Genomic DNA, 20,166 nt, shown 5'->3' on the forward strand with positions numbered 1-20,166 from the left:
AACGGGCGTCGGCCGTGCCGCCCGATGAAAGCCAGACCGGAAAACGAATGACCGTCACCCTGCTGGATGCGATCCTGATCGCCATCATGCTCGTATCCGGGCTTCTGGCGATGGTTCGCGGGTTCTCCCGCGAGATCCTGTCGGTGCTGAGCTGGGTCGCTGCCGCCGCGGCCGCCTACGCCTTCTACGAGCGGCTGACACCGTTCATGTCGAACTACATCCACAACGAGAAGATCGCGCTGGTGGCCTCGGCCGCCGCCATCTTCTTCGGCACCCTCATCGTCGTGTCGTTCATCACCCTAAAGATCGCGGACTTCATCATCGACTCGCGCATCGGTGCGATCGATCGCACGCTCGGCTTCCTGTTCGGCGCGGCCCGCGGACTACTGCTCGTCGTGGTCGCCATGGTGTTCTTCAACTGGCTGACGCCGCCGCAGTCGGGCAATCAGCCCTCCTGGGTCGCGCAGGCCCGCTCCAAGCCCTTCCTTGACGAGCTCGGAAACCGCCTCGTCAGCGCGCTCCCGGACGACCCGCAGGAGACGATCCGCGACCGCTTCGGCACTCCAGCTCCCGCAGCCGACGGCGCGCCGGCGGGCGAGAGTCCGGCGGCCGAGCAGCCCGGTTCGATCGAGGACGCGATCCGTGACAGCGAAGAGCAGCCGGCGGAGGCACCGGCGAACTGATCACCGGCGGGGTTGCCCCTGCCGGCCGAAGGGGGGAAGCATGGTCGGCGCGATGCGATCGCGCCGATCGCATTTTTGTTCGCGAAATCCGGTCGCCGTTCCCATATGCCGGGCGGAACCGGGCAGCGGGCCGCGATGGGCCAGAACGGGTGTGAGATGACCAAGCTCTCCTTCGACGAACTCGACGGCGACACGTTGCACGAAGAGTGCGGCGTGTTCGGCATTCTCGGACACTCGGACGCGGCGACGCTGACGGCGCTCGGCCTCCATGCGTTGCAGCATCGCGGGCAGGAAGCGGCCGGCATCGTCACCTTCGACGGCCAGCAGTTCCACACCGAAAAGCGCATGGGTCTGGTCGGCGACCACTACACCGATCCCGCGACGCTGGCGAAGTTGCCGGGCTTCGTCGCCATCGGCCACACGCGCTACTCCACCACCGGCGAGGTCGCGCTGCGCAACGTCCAGCCGCTCTTCGCCGAACTTGAGGTCGGCGGCATCGCGGTCGCCCACAACGGCAACTTCACGAACGGCCTGACCCTTCGCCGCCAGCTCATCGCCGATGGCGCAATCTGCCAGTCCACGTCCGATACCGAAGTGGTCCTCCACCTCATCGCCCGGTCGAAGCACTCGTCCTCCTCCGATCGGTTCATCGACGCGATCCGCAAGGTCGAGGGCGGCTACTCGATGCTGGCGCTGACGCGCACGAAGCTGATCGCCGCGCGCGACCCCATCGGCATCCGCCCACTCGTGATGGGCGAACTCGACGGCAAGCCGATCTTCTGCTCGGAGACCTGCGCGCTCGACATCATCGGCGCAAAATACGTGCGCGACGTCGAGAACGGCGAGGTCGTGATCTGTGAGATCCAGCCGGACGGCTCGATCACGATCGACGCGCGCAAGGCGCCCTCCCCGCCGGCCGAGCGGCTCTGCCTCTTCGAATACGTCTATTTCGCCCGACCGGACTCGGTCGTCGGTGGACGCAGCGTCTATGTCGCGCGCAAGAACATGGGCGTGAATCTCGCGGCCGAGGCGCCGGTCGAGGCCGACGTCATCGTGCCGGTGCCGGACGGCGGCACACCCGCGGCCCTCGGGTTCGCGCAGGCGAGCGGCATCCCGTTCGAGTACGGCATCATCCGCAACCACTACGTGGGTCGCACCTTCATCGAGCCGACCCAGCAGATCCGCGCCTTCGGGGTGAAGCTAAAGCACTCCGCCAACCGCGCGATGATCGAGGGCAAGCGCGTCGTGCTGGTCGACGATTCGATCGTGCGCGGAACGACGTCGGTAAAGATCGTCCAGATGATCCGCGATGCCGGCGCGCGCGAGGTCCATATTCGGGTCGCGAGCCCGATGATCTACTTCCCCGACTTCTACGGCATCGACACGCCCGACGCGGAGAAGCTGTTGGCGAACCAGCACGATTCGCTCGACGCGATGTGCCGCTTCATCGGCGCCGACTCGCTCGCCTTCCTGTCGCTCGACGGTCTCTACCGTGCTGTCGGCGGCACGGCCCGGGACGAAGCCCGTCCGCAGTTCACCGACCACTACTTCACGGGCGACTACCCGACCCGCCTTCAAGACAAGGAAGCGGCCAGCAACGTCCACCGTCTGGCGGTGATGGCGAGCGGCTGAGCCGCCTGCCGTCCCCCCATTTCAGCGTCAGGAGTTCCCAGCATGTCCGGCCAGCTCGAAGGGCGCGTCGCGCTCGTCTCCGGTGCCTCGCGTGGTATCGGCTACCATCTGGCCAAGCAGCTCGCGGCACAGGGCGCGCATGTCGTCGCCGTCGCTCGGACCGTAGGTGGCCTAGAAGAACTCGATGATGAAATTCAGAAGGCCGGAAGCTCCGCGACGCTGGTGCCACTCGACCTGACCGATGGGCCTGGCGTCGACCGTCTGGGCGCCGCGCTGCATGAGCGCTGGGGCAAGCTCGACGTCCTGGTCGTCAATGCCGGTGCGCTGGGAACGCTGAGCCCCATAGGACACATCGAGGCAAAGACGTTCGAGCGCACGATGGCGATCAATGTCACGTCGGCCTGGCGCCTGATCCGCGCTGTCGACCCGTTGCTACGAGCCTCGGACGCTGGGCGGGCCATCCTTTTGTCATCAGGGGCGGCACATTCCTGTAAGGCCTATTGGGGGCTCTACGCCGCCACCAAGGCTGCCCTTGAGGCCTTGGGCCGTTCATGGGCTGCCGAGACGCAGAACCTTCCGCTGCGGGTGAACTCGGTCAATCCGGGCGGAACGCGGACGGCGATGCGGGCGCTGGCCATGCCAGGCGAGGACCCGAACACGCTGCCGACGCCTTCCGACGTCGCCTCGCGGATCCTGCCCCTCGCCTATCCGTCCTGCACGGAGACGGGCCGTCTCTTCGACGTCAGGCAGAACCGGTTCATGACCTATCACATGCCGGACTGACCGGGTTCAGGCCTCGTCGAGACCCGTCGGCAGGCCGTCGATGCTGACCGTGTTCTTCTCCCGGCGATAGGCGACGAGCCCCTCTTCGCCTTTAGCCTCGGCCCATCGGTCGAGGACGGGGCGCTCGCCGACATGCTCGAACAGCGGAACGGCAAAGCCGCATGACGTCTGGACGAGATCGAGATCGATCGTCACGACCTGCCGGGCTCCGACCGGCTCCCCGTTCGGATAGTGTTCGGCTAGAAAGGCCGCATACGCCTCGGAGCCACGGAAGTCGATCCGGGGGCGCCCGTACAGACGCAGGATCTGCGGCGCGCTGTCGAAGGTGCAGAACATCACCGTCGCCCGGCCGCCGGCTTTCGCATGCGCCGCTGTCTCGCTGCCACTGCCGGTGAGGTCGAGATAGGCGACCGACAGATCACCCAGCACATGGAAGTGGGTTGTCGAGCGAGGCGAAATGTTGACGCGACTGTCGCCTGCCGACGATCCGACGAAGAAAATCGCCTGGCGGCCCATCATCTCGCGATGCGCGGGCTCGATCCGTTCGAACTGCTTGGCCATATCGAAGGGCGTCCTAGACGCTCGTCCGCTGCTTTTGCGCGCGGTAAGAGCGGATGGAGAACGGAATCGTAGCGTAGTAGGCGATCGCCGAGAAGGTCAGTGTTTCCCAGAAAAAGCTGAGAAGCAGGCCGATGTAGAGCACCACGACCAGGACGGCGGGCGCCACATACTCGCGGCGCAGCGGAATGCTGATCGTCTTGCCGGAATAGGTCGGGATATGGCTCGCCATCAGCACGCCGACGATGACGAGGTAGATCGCCGCGGCAGCCGGCGTGATGTCCGGCAGGGCGACGTTGGACGTGAACCCTAGATAGACGGGAAACAGCGCGAGGCCGGCCCCGGCCGGCGACGGGATGCCGGTGAAATAGGCGCTCTTCCACGCCGGCTTGTTCGGTTCGTCCAGCATCGTGTTGAAGCGCGCGAGGCGAAGCGCGCAGCCCGAGATGTAGAGGAGCGCGCAGATCCAGCCGAACGATCCGACGTCGTGCAGCGTGTAGGCATAGAGAAGAAGCGCGGGCGCCACCCCGAAATTCACGATGTCGGCAAGCGAATCCATCTCGGCGCCGAACCGACTTTGTCCGTTCACGAGACGTGCGATGCGCCCATCGATACCGTCGAGGAACGCCGCCCCCAGCACCAGCCCGACGGCCAGTTCGAAGCGGCCCTCGAAGGCGAATCGGATGCCTGTGACGCCCGCACAGATCGATAGGATCGTGACGAGGTTCGGCAGAATCTGACGGATGGGGATGCGCGAGGATGCGGCGGGCGGCGGTTCGATCGGCTCAACCATCGCCTCAGTCCCGCCGGAAGGTCCAGGCCGGGTGGCCGGCGCCATACTCGGCGATCACGGTCTCGCCTGCGACGGCCTTCTGCCCCTCGGCGACACGCGGTACGGCGCCGTCCGGCAGATAGACGTCGAGGCGGGAGCCGAAGCGGATGAGGCCGAAACGCTCGCCCGTCTCCAGATGCTCTCCGGCGCGGGAGAACACGACGATGCGGCGCGCAACGGCGCCCGCGATCTGCACAACACCCACTTCGCCATGCGCGTTGGCGATGACCATGCCGGAACGCTCATTGACCTCGCTCGCCTTGTCGAGCTCGGCGTTCTTGAAGAGGCCTTCCTTGTAGATGATCCGATCGATGCGACCGCGGACCGGAGCCCGGTTCACGTGGCAATCGAAGACGTTCATGAAGATCGAGATCCGCAGCAGCGGCTCGTCGCCGAGGCCGAGATCGGCCGGCGGACGCACAAGCCCGACCAGCGAGACCTTGCCGTCCGCTGGGCTGACCACGAGGTCTTCGCCGACCGGCGTCGTCCGTGCGGGATCGCGGAAGAAGTAGGTGCACCAGACGGTGAGGATGAAGCCGATCCAGAGCAACGGCTCCCAGAGGAGACCGAGCAGCACGGAGGCGACGAAGAACCCGGCGATGAACGGATAGCCGGCCCGATGGATCGGAACGAAGACGTTTCGGATCGAGGCGATCATGTCCATCGAGGCGGGAATCCTTATCAAGGCCGAAGCGGCTGGCCCCGACACATAGGGGTAAACCGCTTGGGTCTCAACGCCGCCGAGCGCGACCTACTCGACGCTTGCCGGACGGCGACGCTCGATGACGCCGAGCGCATCCGCCTCGCGCGCGCGACGCAGTGCTTCCTCGGCCTCGCTCGCCTCGCGCTGCATGGTCCACATCTCGGCGTAGAGGCCACCCGCCGCCAGCAGCGCGCGGTGCGATCCGCGCTCGACGATGACGCCTGAGCGCAACACGATGATTTCATCGGCGTCGATGATCGTCGATAGGCGGTGGGCGATCGTCAGCGTCGTGCGCTGGCGCGAGACGAGCTGGAGCGCGCTCTGGATCTCCTGCTCGGTATGGGTGTCGAGCGCAGAGGTCGCCTCGTCGAGGACGAGGATCGGCGGGCTCTTCAGGATCGTACGCGCGATCGCGACGCGCTGCTTCTCGCCGCCCGACAGCTTGAGACCGCGCTCGCCGACCATCGTGCCGTAACCGTCCGGCAGCGCCTCGATGAAGTGGGCGACCTGCGCCAGCGCCGCGGCCTGCTTCACCTCATCCTCGGCCGCCTCCGTGCGGCCATAGCGGATGTTGTAGGCGATCGTGTCGTTGAAGAGGACCGTGTCCTGCGGGACGATGCCGATGGCCGCGCGCACGCTGGCCTGCCGCACAGAAGCGATGTCTTGCCCGTCGATGGTGATGCGACCGGACTGGACGTCGTAGAAGCGAAAGAGAAGCCGCGAGATCGTCGACTTGCCGGCGCCCGAGGGGCCGACGATTGCCACCGATTTGCCGGCCGGCACCTCGAAGCTCACGCCCTTCAGGATCGGGCGCTCGGGATCGTAGCTGAAATGCACGTCCTCGAAGCGGATGGCTCCCTCGCCGACCACGAGGTCCTGTGCCCCCTCGCGGTCACGCACCTCCTCGCGGATACGCAGGAGGCGGAACATCTCCTCCATGTCGGTCAGCCCCTGCCGGATTTCGCGGTAGACGAAGCCGATGAAGTTGAGCGGCACCGACAGCTGCATGAGCATCGCATTGATGAAGACGAAGTCGCCGAGCGTCTGCGTGCCCGCCCGCACCTCAAGCGCCGACATGACCATCGCGACGCCCATGCCGGCGGAGAAGATGACGCCCTGGCCGAAGTTGAGCCAGCCGAGCGAGGTCCAGGTCTGCGTCGCCGCCTTCTCGTAGCGCGCCATCGAGCGATCGAAACGCTCGGCCTCCATCGTCTCGTTGCCGAAGTACTTCACCGTCTCGAAGTTCAGAAGCGAGTCGATCGCCTTGGTGTTCGCCTCGGTATCGGAGTCGTTCATCTCGCGGCGGATCGCGATGCGCCAGTCGCTCGCTTTGATCGTGAACCAGCCGTAGGCGAACACCGTCACCGCGACGACCACGAGATACCGCCAGCCGTAGGCGAAACCGAAGATCGCGGCCGTCAGCGCGAATTCGAGGATCGTCGGCACCGTGTTGAGGATCGTGAAGCGCACGATCGTCTCGATGCCCTTGGTGCCACGCTCGATGATGCGGCTGAGTCCGCCCGTCCGCCGCTCCAGATGGAAGCGCAGCGACAGCTGGTGCATATGCACGAAGGTCTTGAAGGCGAGAACGCGGACCGCGTGCTGTCCGACGCTGGCAAACAGCGAGTCGCGCAACTGGTTGAGCGCGACGGACACGACGCGAGCGACGTTGTAGGCGACGACGAGCGTCACCGCCCCGGTGAGCACGAGCGGTAGCCACTCCTGCGCCGTATGACTGCCGTCGAGGGCATCGGTCGCCCACTTGAAGAAGTATGGAATACCGACCGTCAAAAGCTTGGCGAGCACGAGGTAGAAGCTCGCCCAGACGACGCGGGCTCGCAGGTCGGGCCGTCCTTCCGGCCACATGTAGGGCCAGAGGCTCTTCAGCGTGCGCCACATGACGCGACCTTCGCCGGCAGCGGCGGGCTTGGATGTCTGGGACAAGATAGTGGCGTTCCATCGCGACGGGCGACCGGCTGGAGGCAGCCGCCGTTTTGGAACGCTTCTATCCCTCCACCCCGCGCAGGACCAGCCCATCCCGCGTGATGCGAGACCCGCCGCTTCGCGAACAGCGCGTCAACCGCGAGGAGGCTCTCCGACAATTGCGTCATCGGGGACCCGGAACACCTGTCCCGGATAGATGCGGTTGGGGTCGCGAATCTGGTCGCCGTTGGCGAGGTAGATCACGGTGTATCGGTTGCCACGACCGTAGGTCTCGCGGGAGATCCGCCACAGCGTATCGCCGCGGCGGATGATCACACGGGATGCCGACGCCTCCAGCGGCGCCTGACGAACCGTCGGGGGTTCCGTCGCCGGCGCGCTTCCGCTGGCGGACATTCCATCCGAACCTGCAGCCCCATCTGGCCTCTGCTCGGCGGACGCCATCGAGCCCGCCGCCGTCCCAGCCGCCGTGGTGGATGATCCAGCCGCGGGTTCGATCTCCGCGGCGTCCGGCGCAGAAGACGCGGAAGCGGCGTCGGCTGAAGCGGCATCGCCGGGCGCGCCGACCGACGCCGCCGTTCCGGCAGAGCGCGGTCCGTCGGCGGCATCAGCCTTGCTGGCTGTGCCCGTCGTGTTTTCCTGTTCCCGCCTAGGCTTTGGTGCCGCGGCGATCGCAGCCATCGAATTTCCATCGGGGCGTTGGAACGGAACCTCGACCCGGCTGACGACGCGTCCAGCCTCGTCGAGCGCATCGACGCGAATGGTGTGCTGGCCAACGGCGACATTGGTGCGGGCGCTCGCGACATATCGTTCGCCGACGCCACTTCTGGCTTCCGCGACTGGCTGATCGTCGAGATACACGCGAACGGTCGACCGCTCCTTGACCGAGCCGGCGACGAACAACCGATCCCCTTCGATCTCGACGGCGTCGACGCCGAGCAGCGTCCCAGTCGCCTCGGAGGGTGTCGGCACGTTCGGCGTGGCCGGTTGGGGCGCGACCGCTGCGACCGCGCGCGGCGGCTCCGGATCGTCTCTCGATTCTTCGGCCGCCGAGTTCGGTCCGCTCGGCAAGGCAGCAGCAAGGCCGGCTTCCGCGGGACGCTGAATGATCTCGCTCGCTTCGCCGGGACGCTGCATCATGACCAGCAGTTCTTCCGACTTGCCGGAGGGGGGTACGTTGATCACCGCCGCGTCGTTCGAGACGTTATCGTCGCGCTGGGCTAGCTGAAGGCGGTGGCTTCCCTCCGGCAGGGACAGCGTCATCACGAAGTCGCCGTTGGCGTCCGTGTTGGCTTGCCCGAACGTGCGCGTGCCGTCGGTTAGCGTGATGAGCTCATTGGCAGCTCCCTTGCCGGCGACCACCGTCGAACCATCGGGCTCGACGCGAACCACGTCGAAACCCGGTGCCGGGCTGGAAGCGGATGCGGTTTCAGGCGACTGCGAGCTTGCGGTTGTGCCCGGTGGTTCGGAACCGGCAGCGGGCGTCTGCGATGCGGTCTGCTCGCCACTCTCGGACGCATTGCGCTGGCTCGTCTGACCGGTCGAAGGTACAGGCGCGTCGTCCGCCGCGATTTGCGAGGGTGCCGGCGAGCTCGATGTCGTTCCGGTCGGAATGGCCGGATGGGGCGCGGTCACCGACGTGCCGGTATCGACCCCGAAGAGGCCGCGATACCAGCCCAAGGCAAATGCAGCGATCACCGCGACCGCCAGAATCGGCCCCTTCCGTCTGATCATCGCGTCGCACATCCTTCCAGTACAAGGTTCGATACAGGCGAACCTATCGCGCGCACTGTCCCGCCACAATGCGATTAGTCGTGCAATTCGAACGGGATGGGCAGTCCGTTGCCGTATGGTAACCAGCACGGCGGTCGTATCGCGCGGCATCCGCTTCGGCCGAGTTTGCCCTTGAACATTGTCGAGGCTTCCGATACTTCCAACCGCGTCGGAGAGGTGGCCGAGTGGTCGAAGGCGCTCCCCTGCTAAGGGAGTATACCGGGAACGGTATCGTGGGTTCGAATCCCATCTTCTCCGCCACATCGACCAGATATCGATGCTCCCAAGTTCCCTTATATCGTTCTCCTGATTGAAGAAGCGGGCACAAAACCTTCAAAACCACCCTATAGAAGCGTCTCGATTAGCCGGTCCTCGTGCTGGCCGATGCGGAATGTTCGATGCGCAAAAATCTCCTGCCGATCGTCTCGCTTCTGCTGTCCACCTTCTTCCTCATGGCGGGCGCGGGTCTGCAGGGTATCCTCTTGCCGGTCCGCGCATCGTTGGAGGGCTGGAGCCCCTATGAAATCGGCCTGATGGGTACGAGCTACGCGATCGGCTTCACGCTGGGCTGCGTGACCATGCCAACGGTGGTCCGATCGGCCGGGCATGTGCGAAGCTTCTCGGCGCTGGCAGCCCTGCTCGCGATCGCGATCCTCGTCCACGGCATCGCGGTCGAAACCGCACCCTGGGTCATCGCGCGCGGCTTCTCGGGATTTGCGCTCGCGGGCGCCTACATGGTCATCGAGAGCTGGTTGAACGAGCGCGTGACCAACGAGACGCGCGGGCGCGTCTTCTCGATCTACATGGTGGTCTCCATGGTCGCGATGATCGCAGGCCAGTTCGCCATGCCGCTGGCCGATCCGGCGCTCCCGACCGTCTTCATGATCTGCGCGATCTTCTTCGCGATGGCGGTGATACCGAACGCCCTGTCGCGTGCTCCGAGCCCGAAGCCTCTGACTCAGGTGCGCTTGGACGTCCGCAGCCTCTATCGCAACTCGCCGGCCGCGGTCGCGGGCGTCTTCCTGTCCGGCATCCTGTCGGGCGCTTGGATCAATATGGCCCCAGTGCTGGGACAGGACATCGGTCTGTCGACGACGGAAATCTCGACGCTGCTGGTCGCGACCATGGCGGGCGGTGCCATCCTGCAGGTACCGCTCGGACGGCTGTCCGACCGGGTGGACCGTCGCTATGTCCTCGCGCTGTCGGGCACCATCGGCCTCGGCGCTGCGTTGTGCGCCCTGACGCTCTGGTCGGGCGGTTCGCTCACATTGTTCGCGATAGCCGCCGTGATCGGCGGGGTGATCTATCCCACCTACTCGCTCGCCGTCGCGCACGCCAACGACATCGCCGATCCCAGCGATTTCGTGAAGATCTCGGGCGGGCTTCTGGTGCTCTACGGGTTCGGCACGATGGGCGGCCCGATGCTGGCCGCCTGGCTGATGCAGACCTACGGACCGGACGGTATCTTCATCGCGACCGGCGGCGCGCATCTGGCGCTTCTCGTTTACACGCTCGCCCGTATTTCGCTCCGGTCCCCATCGCCCGCGAACCGGAGGCCGGAATTCCAATCCGTGCCTCTGGCGCGTGTTCAGACGCCCGCCTCAGTCACGCTGGACCCACGGGCGGACGCGGCCCTGGAGCGCTAGCGAGCGCCGCTTCCCGGGAGAACGCCGACCCGCAATGCGCTAGGCAGATCGGAGGAGGAACGACGCCCGATCCTTCGACGATCCTCAGTTGATCGCCCGCTGGAGGGCTCGCTTCTCTTCGTACCGGGTGCGTGCATCGCCGACCTCGGAGCGATCGGACACCTCCGGCACGGCGACGTCCCACCAGTGGCCGCCCGCCTCCGTCACGATCAGCGGGTGGGTGTCCACGAGGATCAGGGTCGTGCGAGTGTTGGACTTCGTGCGTTCGAGCGCGGCTTCGAGGTCGGTGATCGAGGCCACCTTCTCGGCTTCCGCTCCCATGGCCCGAGCGTGCGCCACGAAGTCGATGTCGGGCGTGACCTCCTGGCGGCAGTCCTGCAGCAGATTGTTGAAGTTGGCGCCGCCGCAGGCCATCTGCAGGCGATTGATGCAACCGTAGCCCCGGTTGTCGAGCAGTACGATGGTCAGCTTCTGGCCCAGCATGACCGAGGTCGCGAGCTCCGAGTTCATCATCATGTAGGAGCCATCGCCGACCATGACGATGACGTCCTTCTTCGGCCGCGCCATCTTGGCGCCGAGACCACCGGCGATCTCGTAGCCCATGCAGGAGAAGCCGTACTCCATGTGATAACCGCCGGGCTGGGTTGGCGCCCAGAGCTTGTGGAGTTCGCCGGGAAGACCACCCGCGGCGCACAGGACGATCGTGTCCTCCGTCCCGCGAGCGCGGGCGACAGCCCCGATGACCTGGGCATCGGACGGCAGTTCGGCGTTGCTGGAAGCCAGCGCCTTGTTGGCCGCGTCGAACCAGTTGGACCGCTCGGCCTTGGCGCGATCGTCCTGCCCCGTCGCCCGCCAGCCGCCAAGTTCCCGAGAGAGATCCGCAAGTCCCACCCGGGAATCTGCGACGAGCGGGACGCCGCCGTGCTTGACTGCGTCATAGGGCGCGACGTTGAGACCGATGATCTTCAGCTCTTCGGACCGGAAGAGAGCCCAGGATCCGGTCGTGAAATCCTGCAGTCGCGTGCCCACCGCGAGCACCACGTCGGCATCGGCGGCCAGCGCATTGGCCGCGCTCGTGCCGGTCACGCCCACCGAACCGAGCGACAACTCGCTCCGCTCGTCGATCGCGGATTTGCCGGCCTGCGTGACCGCAACGGGCACGCGATGGCGCTCGGCAAAGGCGGCGAGTTCGGCCGTGGCTTCTGAATAGAGAACGCCGCCGCCGGCGATGATCATAGGTTTCTTTGCAGCCCGAAGCAGCGCGACGGCGCTGGCGAGTTCGTCCTGGTCGGGACGCGGGCGACGGAAGGCCCATACTTTCTCGGCGAAAAGAGCCTCCGGGAAGTCGAACGCCTCGGCCTGAACGTCCTGGCAGAGAGAGAGGGTCACGGGCCCGCAATCCACCGGATCGGTCAGGACCTGCATCGTCCGCTGAAGTGCCGGGATCAACTGCTCGGGACGCTGGATGCGATCGAAGTAGCGCGATACCGGGCGGAAGCAGTCGGATGCCGAAACGCTGCCGTCTCCGAAATCCTCGATCTGCTGGAGGACCGGGTCCGGCAGTCGGCTGGCGAAGACGTCGCCGGGAAGGAACAGGACCGGCAGCCTGTTGACGTGGGCGACACCAGCGGCCGTGACGAGATTGAGTGCACCCGGCCCGATGGAGGTCGTGCAGGCCATGAAGCGACGGCGGAAGCTGGCCTTGGCGAAGGCGATCGCGGCATGGGCCATGCCTTGCTCGTTGTGGGCGCGATAGGTCGGAAAGTCGTCCCTCACCGCCTGCAAGGCTTCACCCATCCCCGCAACGTTGCCGTGGCCGAAGATCGCCCAGCAGCCCGCAAAGATCGGAAGCGTCTCCCCGTCGATGACCGTCTTCTGCGCCATCATGAAGCGCACGAGGGCTTGGGAAGTCGTCAGTCGAACCGTGTTCGCCGTCATCTCGCTCGTCCTCCGCCTGCTGTCCGGATCGTCTCTCCAACCGGTCGGGACAGAATCTAATTTCGTCGCTTCTCGAAAGGCCGGTCGGGCGCCAAACCCAAGGTCAGCCCTTGCGCCCGCCGTATGGTCCCGCCAGCATAGAGGAAGGAGACCGATCGTCCGGATGAGTCGCGATCGAAGCCATCCTTCTTCCAATTAGACCAGCCGATGTCAAAATAGAACTTCTACGCCGAAACATCGGGGCCTAGAACTTCTATTTCGCGTGGACGGGTTGTGTCAACGCGCGAACGGTGGCCTAGTGTCATCCGATGCCCTGCTGGTCATGGACCGTCAGGATCGTGAAAGGTCGTCCTGATGCCGTCTTCCGTCGACGCCAGACCTGTCGGCGCCACGTCGCCGGGGACGTATGCTGAACTCCGGGACCGCCTGGCAGGCGGCTCGATCAAACTGCCCCGGCGCCTGCAGCAGGTTGCGGCCTACGCGCTCGCCCATCCCGACGACGTGGCGCTCGGAACAGTCGCTAAGATCGCGGAGGATGCCGGCGTCCAGCCTTCGGCGCTCATCCGGTTCGCCCAGACGCTCGGCTTTTCCGGGTTTACGGATCTGCAGGCGGTCTTTCGCGAGCGCCTGCTCAGCCAGGTGACGAACTACGACGAGCGCCTGATGTCGCTTCGCGCGACCGGAGGCGAGACGTCCAAGGCAGGCATGCTGTTGGACGGCCTCTGCAAGAGTGCAACCCAATCGATCGGGCAGTTGCATGCACGTATCGACATCGACAGCGTTGAGCGGGCTACAAGGATCCTGGCCGAAGCGGAAACGATCTATCTCGTGGCGCAACGTCGGTCCTTTCCGATCACATCCTATCTCAGCTATGCGCTGGGCAAGCTCGGCATCCGCAACATCCTGATCGGCTCCGCCGTCGGCACCGACCCGGAAACGATCTCCTTCGCGACCCCGCGGGATGCCGCGCTCGCGATCTCCTTCACCCCCTATGCGCCTGCCACGATCGCTCACACGCGAGAACTGGGGGATGCAGGCGTCCCGCTGGTCGTCATCACCGACAGCCCCTTCAGCCCCCTCGCATCGGACTCTCGGATCTGGTTCGAAGTGGTGGAGACGGACTTCCAGGGCTTCCGCTCCCTGTCCGCCAGCATGGCCCTTGCGATGACCCTGGCCCTTGGGGTCGCTGACCGACGCCAGGGTTGAGACGTTCGCCTGTTAGCCCTGCTGTTCGAGAAGAGCCGAACAATACGGAATGATAATTCCAAATAGACAAGAAATGGATTTCGTGCTTCAAGACGGCGGATCGTGAAGCGCGGCCCGTGCCGCGGCTCGCTTGCCGCAAATGCCGCGCCGCGGCCAGGAGGGCCCATGTCCACATCGCTCGATGTCGTCACCATCGGCCGCTGCTCGGTTGATCTCTACGGCCAGCAGATCGGATCGCGGCTGGAAGACATTGCCACCTTCGCCAAGTCGGTCGGCGGCTGCCCCGCCAACATCGCCATCGGCACGGCGCGGCTTGGTCTGAAGTCCGCGCTTCTGACGCGGGTCGGGGCGGAGCAGATGGGTGGCTTCGTTCGCGAGCAGTTGGCGCGCGAGGGCGTGGAGACGAGCGGCGTCGCGATCGATCCGGAGCGGTTGACCGCGCTCGTGCTACTCGCGGTCGAAGACGAAGGCGTCTCGCCGATGATCTTCTATCGCTCGGACTGCGCCGACATGGCGCTCGACGAGGCCGACGTCAGCGAGGACCTGATCGCCTCGACCGCTTCCATCGTCGTGACCGGCACGCATTTCTCGAAGCCGAACACGGAGGCCGCGCAGCGCAAGGCAATCCGTCTTGCCAAGGCTCACGGCGCGAAGGTCGTCTTCGATGTCGACTATCGGCCCAACCTCTGGGGCCTCGGCGGACACGCCGCAGGGTTCGAGCGTTATGTCGCCTCGGATGCGGTGTCCAAGAAGCTGCAGACGATCCTGCCGGACTGCGATCTTGTGGTCGGCACCGAGGAAGAGATGATGATTGCCGGCGGCGTCGGCGATCCCTTGGGCGCCCTGAAGGCCATCCGCGCCGTTTCCTTGGCCACGCTGGTCCTGAAGCGCGGCGCGATGGGATGCATCATCTTCGACGGCCCCATCGACAGTCTCGACGACGGTATCGCCGGGCGCGGATTTCCGATCGAAGTCTTCAACGTCCTGGGTGCGGGCGACGCCTTCATGTCCGGTCTTCTGGCTGGTTGGTTGCGGGGCAAGAGCCACGCCGAGTGTGCCACGATGGCCAATGCCTGCGGGGCCTTCGCCGTCTCGCGCCTCCTCTGCTCGCCGGAATACCCGACCATTGCCGAGCTCGATGCGTTTCTCGCCAAAGACAAGATCAAGCGTCGCCTGCGCAAGGACGAGGATCTCAACCACATCCATTGGGCGACGACCCGTCGCGCAGCGCCGGAGCAGCTTGTGGCGCTCGCCTGCGACCATCGCATGCAGCTGGAAGAAATGGCCGATGCCGCCGGCGCTCCGCGCGAGCGCATCGAAGACTTCAAGGTCCTGACCGTCGAGGCCGCGTCGCGCGTCGCGGGCAACCGGCCCGGCTTCGGCATGTTGCTGGACGGGACCTACGGCCAGAAGGCCCTCTACAAGGCGAATGCCAAAGGGTTCTGGATCGGACGCCCGGTAGAGGAGCCCGGATCGCGGCCGCTCGACTTCGATCACATGCCCGACCTTGGGAGTCACCTTCAGGAGTGGCCGGTCAACCAGGTGGTGAAGTGCCTCTGCTTCTACCACCCGGACGACCAGGCCGAACTAAAGCAGCGACAGGAGCGCGAACTCCTGCGACTGGCGGACGCCGCACGCACCGTCGGCCGCGAGTTCCTGGTCGAGATCATTGCCGGAAAACACGGCCCCCTCGAAGAGGACACGGTCGCCTCCGTCATCCGGCGTCTCTATGATCTCGGCATCAAGCCCGACTGGTGGAAGCTTGAGCCCCAGCGCAACGCGGCTGCGTGGCAGCGGATCGAGACGGCGATCAGCGAGAACGACCCCTATTGCCGCGGGATCGTGCTTCTCGGGCTCGACGCGCCGGAAGCGGAACTCTTCGAGGCCTTCCGGGCGGTATCCGAAGCGCGCCTCGTGAAGGGCTTTGCGGTCGGCCGCACGATCTTCGCAGACGCCGCCCGGCGCTGGCTGAGGGGCGAGATCGACGACGAGACAGCGATCGCGGACATGGCCCGGCGCTTCGCGGCGCTGGTCTCGTCTTGGAATGCGGCCCGGCCGGCCACCGCCGCTTGAGCCGGACGATTCGACACATCGGGAGACACTGAAGATGATCCGTATCGGCGCCAACCCGATCTGCTGGAGCAACGACGATCGGCAGGACATCGGAGGCCACATCAGCCTCGAGCAATGCCTGTCCGAGGCGAGCGCCATCGGCATCGAGGGAATGGAACTCGGGCACAAGTTCCCCAAGAATGCCGAGGCACTGAAGGTGAAGCTCGCCGAGCACGGCATGGTGTTCGTGGGCGGATGGTATTCGACCTTCCTTCTCGAGCGCGATGCGGACGCCGAGTTCGCCGCAGCCAAGGATCACCTCGCTCTGATCAAGGGCGCGGGAACCGACATCTTCATCGTCTGCGAGTGCACCGGAACCGTTCATGGGAACGAGGCAGCGCCTCTCAGCCAGCGGCCGGTCCTCTCGGACAAGCAGTGGGAGACGCTCCTGCCGCGGATGACGCGGTTTGCCGAGCTTCTGAAAGGCGAAGGGCTGAAAATCGCCTACCACCACCATATGGGCACCGTGATCCAGACCGGAGAGGAGATCGACCGCTTGATGGGCGGGACGGGCGACGCCTTCACGCTGCTCCTCGACACCGGCCATGCCACCTGGGCCGGCGCCGATCCCGCCGATCTGGCCGAGCGCTACCGCGACCGGATCGTCCATTTCCATGCCAAGGATGTTCGCCCCGGCGTCGCGCGCCAGTCCAATGCCGAGGACTGGAGCTTCCTCACCTCCGTTCTGGCGGGCGTCTACACGGTTCCGGGCGATGGCTCGGTCGACTACGTTTCGGTTCTCCGGCAGCTCCCCGACTACGACGGATGGGTCGTGATCGAGGCCGAGCAGGACCCTGAGAAAGCCCATCCCGCCACCTACGTGAAGATGGGTCGCGACAACCTCGAACGCTTCCTGGCGGAAGCCGGATCGAAGCGCTGAAGGAAGGCGAGAGCGATGTCGAAACTCCTCGTGAAGCCGAGCGGCGAGACGGGCTGCGTCATCGACGTGACGCCTGAGAGCGCCGGCTGGACCTATGTCGGATTTGCCCTCCACAAGCTGAAGCCCGGTGAGCGCCTCGCCGGCGGAGACGCGGATCGCGAAGCCTGTCTCGTATTGGTTTCGGGCAAAGCATCGATCACCGCCGGCGAGAGCAACTTCGGCTCGGTCGGACGACGCATGTCGCCGTTCGACGGCAAGCCGTCCTCGGTCTACGTTCCGGCCGGGATGGACTGGTCGGCAACGGCGGAAACCGATGTCGAACTGGCCGTCTGCACCGCGCCGGGCACCGCAGGGGCCCGTCCGCCGCGCCTGATCGCGGAAGACGACAACGGGCAGGAAGTGCGCGGCAAGGGGTCGAACGTCCGGCACGTCACCAACATTCTGCCGGAGACCGCCGACGCCGACGGGCTGCTGGTGGTCGAGGTCGTGACCCCCGCCGGCAACACGTCGAGCTATCCGCCGCATCGCCATGACGAGGACGATCTACCGCGTCAGTCTTCGCTGGAGGAAACCTACTACCATCGGCTCAACCCGCCGCAGGGCTTCGCCTTCCAGCGCGTCTATACCGACGCCGACGCGTCAGGCCGCCGGGAACTGGACGAGGCGATGGCGGTGGAGGACGGCGACATGACGCTGGTCCCCAAAGGCTATCATCCCTGCGCGACAATCCATGGCTACGATCTCTACTACCTCAACGTGATGGCCGGTCCACGCCGGCAATGGCGCTTCCACAACGCATCCGAACACGAGTGGCTGCTGAAGGTCTGACACCGTCCGATATCTTCGGCATCGATTTTGCGAGGGGCGCTATCGCGGCGCCCCTTTCGTATGTGATCTCCCTCTTCGAGCGAAGGGCTCGAAGGGGTCAGGCCACGGCGATCGATGGGATACGCCCGCTGCGAAGCGACCACGCCAGTTCGTCGGCAGCGCCGATCATCAGGGGACGCCCGAGCAGGAAGCCCTGCGCTGTCCCGCAGCCGAGAGCCTGCAGGCTTGTCAGCTGATCCTCCTTCTCGATTCCCTCCGCCGTCGTGTCGATGCTGAGTTCACGGGCCATCGACACGACAGCGCGAACGATGGCAGCTGAACCCGCATCACTTTGGGACGCCGCGATGAAACTGCGATCGATCTTGATTCGGTCCACCTTGAATTCGCGCAAATGGGCGAGAGACGAGTAGCCGGTACCGAAGTCGTCCATCGCGATCCGAACGCCGATGGCGCGCAGGCCCGCGAGAACGACGGCCAGATGCTCGCTGTTCTCGACGATGGCAGTCTCGGTGATTTCCAGCTCGATGCGTGAGGCCGGAAGGGCATAACGTCGAAGCGCCTGATCGATCTGCGTTGCCAGGAGGGCCGAGCGAAGCTGCACCGCCGACACGTTGATCGACATGTAGAGCTCGTCCGGCCACTGCGAGGCCTGATGGCAAGCCTGATCGATCACCCAGGCGCCGATCGCCGAGATGAGCCCGCATTCCTCGGCGACCGGGATGAACTCGGCCGGACTGACGAGGCCACGCTCGGGGTGGCGCCAGCGTACCAGCGCCTCGAAACCCTTGAGCCGTCGGTCCGGCAGGCTGAAAAGCGGCTGATACCAGAGTTCCAGCTGGTTCGACGCGATCGCTTCGGAGAGATCGCGCTCAAAGTCGCGGCGCCTCGCCTCCTCCTCCAGCATGCCGTCACGATAGATGTCGAAGCGGCCCCTGCCCGCTTTCTTGGCGGAGTAGAGGGCGAGGTCGGCCTTCCGTTGCACGGTCGACGGGTCGTCGTCCGGGCGGCTGGTCGCGATGCCGACGCTCGCACCGATGATCACGACGTCCGACCCGGTTTCGATCGGACGCGACAGCGAGGCCACGAGTTCGGCCGCAAGCCCCTCGGCGCGCGTCTCGCCGGAGGCACTGAGCACCGCGAGTTCGTCGCCGCCGAGCCGGAACGCCTGCTCACCAGGCACCAAGAGGCTCTCGATACGCGACGAGACCTCTCGCAGCACCACGTCGCCGGTCGCGTGGCCCAGGCGGTCGTTGACGTCCTTGAAGCGATCGAGGTCGATCATCAGCATGGTGAGCGAGCCAGACCCCATCAGTTCCTCGATGGACTGCGCAAACATGCGGCGGTTCTTCAAGCCGGTGAGCGCGTCGTGAAAGGCCATGTGAGCGATCGTCTTCTGGCCGTTCCGAGCTTCCGTCACGTCCTCGTAGGTGAGGATCGCACCGCCTCGTCCGACTGGCTGGCAGCAGACATGAAGGATGAGGCCGTCATCGAAATGATGTTCGAGGCGCTTCACGCGCCCTTCGCGCATCCAGGCCTGATGGTTCTCGATCACCCGCGCAACCCGGTCGGATCCCCACCCGGCCTTGGCCCCGATCACGCCGACATAGGCCTGAAGCGTCATGCCAAGCCGAAGGTCGTTCGTTTCGAGACGAAAGAGCGAGCGCACTCGTTCGTTGACGAGCGTGACATGTCCCGACGGGGATATCATCGTCAGGCCGTTCGACATGTTGGCCAGCGCGTCCGCAGCCGTCGCGCGGGCGCTGTTGTCGATAAAGCCGCTCGCAAAACCGGCCGAAACGATGGCCAAGCCGACGCAGGTCACGGCAAACGCCAGTGCATTGAGAGCTTCCGGATTGGAGAAGGACCCCTCGATCGCCATCGGCGTGACCTGGAAGGCGGTCATGCCGGTGAAATGAAGACCGATGATCGACAGGAAGAACAGGCCCGCACTGCCGTAAAGTCGCGTCGCCTCCCCCTTGCCACGCATCGCCACATGCAGCGAAGCGCCAGCGAGAACGCAGGAGATCGCGATGGATGCGAACAGGAAATCAAGCTTCCATTCGACGATGCCCTGCACGCGATAGGCGAGCATGCCGACATAGTGCATGACGACAATCGACAGGCCGACCATCGCCCCGCCCAACGCTGGTGCTGCACGCCCGCGGGCTGTCGCGATCAGGAAGCCCACCCCGGACCCCACCATCGCGGCCAGCATGGAAATGATCGTGAGCACAGGATCGAAGCCGACGGGCAGCCCTGGCTCATAGCCGAGCATGGCGACGAAGTGTGTGCACCAGATCGAAGCCCCGGTGATGAAGGCGGTAAGGACGAGCCAGGCGCACCGCTCCGTGGACCTCGATGCAGCTGCTCGGAGGAACAGACGGACCATCGCCCAGGAACCGGCCGCGCAGATGACAGCGGCCATGAGCACGAGCCAGAGATTGTGCTCCACCACGATACAATTCAAAACCGTCATCATGGCCTGGCTCGTCATAATAGCATTGAATAGTACCCAATAACTACAGCGTGTAATTCGGGTCTCGTTCTTTCAGGCTAGCTTGCGAGTGTTGATGCATTCTGACGCCGGTGCCGGGTTTTTGATCAGCGTGCCGTCGAACGCGGCTTTCCGCGCGGATATCCACGGAAAGGCG

At 65.3% G+C, this 20,166-nt stretch carries 15 protein-coding genes and 1 tRNA gene; 9 read left to right on the plus strand and 7 right to left on the minus strand.

Annotated features, from left to right (window positions below; translation table 11 throughout):
- Window positions 1-47 precede the first annotated feature (47 nt).
- From BM175_RS04600 to BM175_RS04610, 3 genes are all read left to right on the plus strand, one after another.
- Window positions 48-683, plus strand: a complete 636-nt coding sequence (locus BM175_RS04600; protein WP_090959891.1) for a CvpA family protein — start codon at window positions 48-50, stop codon at window positions 681-683.
- A 156-nt stretch (window positions 684-839) separates the two neighbouring features.
- The gene (gene purF / locus BM175_RS04605; RefSeq protein WP_090959894.1) at window positions 840-2,315 is read left to right on the plus strand and encodes an amidophosphoribosyltransferase; all 1,476 of its coding nucleotides are present in this window, start codon (window positions 840-842) and stop codon (window positions 2,313-2,315) included.
- 42 nt (window positions 2,316-2,357) lie between these two features.
- Window positions 2,358-3,098 (plus strand): SDR family NAD(P)-dependent oxidoreductase, encoded by a 741-nt coding sequence (locus tag BM175_RS04610; RefSeq protein ID WP_090959896.1) that lies wholly within the window; start codon window positions 2,358-2,360, stop codon window positions 3,096-3,098.
- A 6-nt stretch (window positions 3,099-3,104) separates the two neighbouring features.
- On the opposite strand, the gene BM175_RS04615 is transcribed toward BM175_RS04610, so the two are convergent.
- The 5 genes from BM175_RS04615 to BM175_RS04635 all read right to left on the minus strand — a co-directional run bounded on the left by BM175_RS04615 (window position 3,105) and on the right by BM175_RS04635 (window position 8,878).
- Window positions 3,105-3,659 carry a pyridoxamine 5'-phosphate oxidase family protein gene (locus BM175_RS04615; protein WP_090959899.1) on the minus strand — a complete coding sequence of 185 codons (555 nt, stop codon included), beginning with the start codon at window positions 3,657-3,659 and terminating at the stop codon, window positions 3,105-3,107.
- Window positions 3,660-3,672: 13 nt separating this feature from the next.
- Entirely contained in the window at window positions 3,673-4,449 is a 777-nt protein-coding gene (gene pssA / locus BM175_RS04620) for a CDP-diacylglycerol--serine O-phosphatidyltransferase (protein ID WP_090959903.1), read from the minus strand.
- A gap of 4 nt (window positions 4,450-4,453) precedes the next feature.
- Window positions 4,454-5,152, minus strand: coding sequence for a phosphatidylserine decarboxylase (locus tag BM175_RS04625; RefSeq protein WP_090959906.1), 699 nt, complete (start codon window positions 5,150-5,152; stop codon window positions 4,454-4,456).
- Window positions 5,153-5,239: 87 nt separating this feature from the next.
- Complete coding sequence (locus BM175_RS04630) at window positions 5,240-7,090, minus strand: ABCB family ABC transporter ATP-binding protein/permease (protein ID WP_090959908.1); 1,851 nt, start codon at window positions 7,088-7,090, stop codon at window positions 5,240-5,242.
- A gap of 177 nt (window positions 7,091-7,267) precedes the next feature.
- Window positions 7,268-8,878 (minus strand): LysM peptidoglycan-binding domain-containing protein, encoded by a 1,611-nt coding sequence (locus BM175_RS04635; RefSeq protein WP_183193286.1) that lies wholly within the window; start codon window positions 8,876-8,878, stop codon window positions 7,268-7,270.
- A 198-nt stretch (window positions 8,879-9,076) separates the two neighbouring features.
- Here BM175_RS04635 and BM175_RS04640 point away from each other — a divergent pair.
- Window positions 9,077-9,166 (plus strand) — tRNA-Ser (locus BM175_RS04640).
- 137 nt (window positions 9,167-9,303) lie between these two features.
- Window positions 9,304-10,551 (plus strand): MFS transporter, encoded by a 1,248-nt coding sequence (locus tag BM175_RS04645; RefSeq protein ID WP_090959913.1) that lies wholly within the window; start codon window positions 9,304-9,306, stop codon window positions 10,549-10,551.
- Window positions 10,552-10,635: 84 nt separating this feature from the next.
- Here BM175_RS04645 and iolD read toward each other — a convergent pair whose 3' ends face one another.
- A complete protein-coding gene (iolD, locus tag BM175_RS04650) occupies window positions 10,636-12,489 on the minus strand; it encodes a 3D-(3,5/4)-trihydroxycyclohexane-1,2-dione acylhydrolase (decyclizing) (RefSeq protein ID WP_090959916.1) in 1,854 nt (617 codons plus the stop codon).
- Window positions 12,490-12,843: 354 nt separating this feature from the next.
- Between iolD and BM175_RS04655 the strand changes: the two genes are divergently transcribed.
- The 4 genes from BM175_RS04655 to iolB all read left to right on the plus strand — a co-directional run bounded on the left by BM175_RS04655 (window position 12,844) and on the right by iolB (window position 17,515).
- Window positions 12,844-13,695 carry a MurR/RpiR family transcriptional regulator gene (locus BM175_RS04655; RefSeq protein ID WP_090959919.1) on the plus strand — a complete coding sequence of 284 codons (852 nt, stop codon included), beginning with the start codon at window positions 12,844-12,846 and terminating at the stop codon, window positions 13,693-13,695.
- Between the two features lie 165 nt (window positions 13,696-13,860).
- Window positions 13,861-15,768, plus strand: coding sequence for a bifunctional 5-dehydro-2-deoxygluconokinase/5-dehydro-2-deoxyphosphogluconate aldolase (locus tag BM175_RS04660; RefSeq protein ID WP_090959921.1), 1,908 nt, complete (start codon window positions 13,861-13,863; stop codon window positions 15,766-15,768).
- 34 nt (window positions 15,769-15,802) lie between these two features.
- The gene (iolE, locus tag BM175_RS04665; RefSeq protein WP_090959924.1) at window positions 15,803-16,687 is read left to right on the plus strand and encodes a myo-inosose-2 dehydratase; all 885 of its coding nucleotides are present in this window, start codon (window positions 15,803-15,805) and stop codon (window positions 16,685-16,687) included.
- A gap of 15 nt (window positions 16,688-16,702) precedes the next feature.
- Window positions 16,703-17,515: a 5-deoxy-glucuronate isomerase gene (gene iolB / locus BM175_RS04670; protein WP_090959927.1), complete on the plus strand. Its 813-nt coding sequence runs from the start codon at window positions 16,703-16,705 to the stop codon at window positions 17,513-17,515.
- A gap of 97 nt (window positions 17,516-17,612) precedes the next feature.
- On the opposite strand, the gene BM175_RS04675 is transcribed toward iolB, so the two are convergent.
- Window positions 17,613-19,994, minus strand: a complete 2,382-nt coding sequence (locus BM175_RS04675; protein ID WP_175526754.1) for a bifunctional diguanylate cyclase/phosphodiesterase — start codon at window positions 19,992-19,994, stop codon at window positions 17,613-17,615.
- Between the last annotated feature and the right edge of the window lie 172 nt (window positions 19,995-20,166).

Origin of the sequence: Aureimonas phyllosphaerae, from assembly GCF_900113065.1 — a bacterium.
GTDB lineage: Bacteria > Pseudomonadota > Alphaproteobacteria > Rhizobiales > Rhizobiaceae > Aureimonas > Aureimonas phyllosphaerae.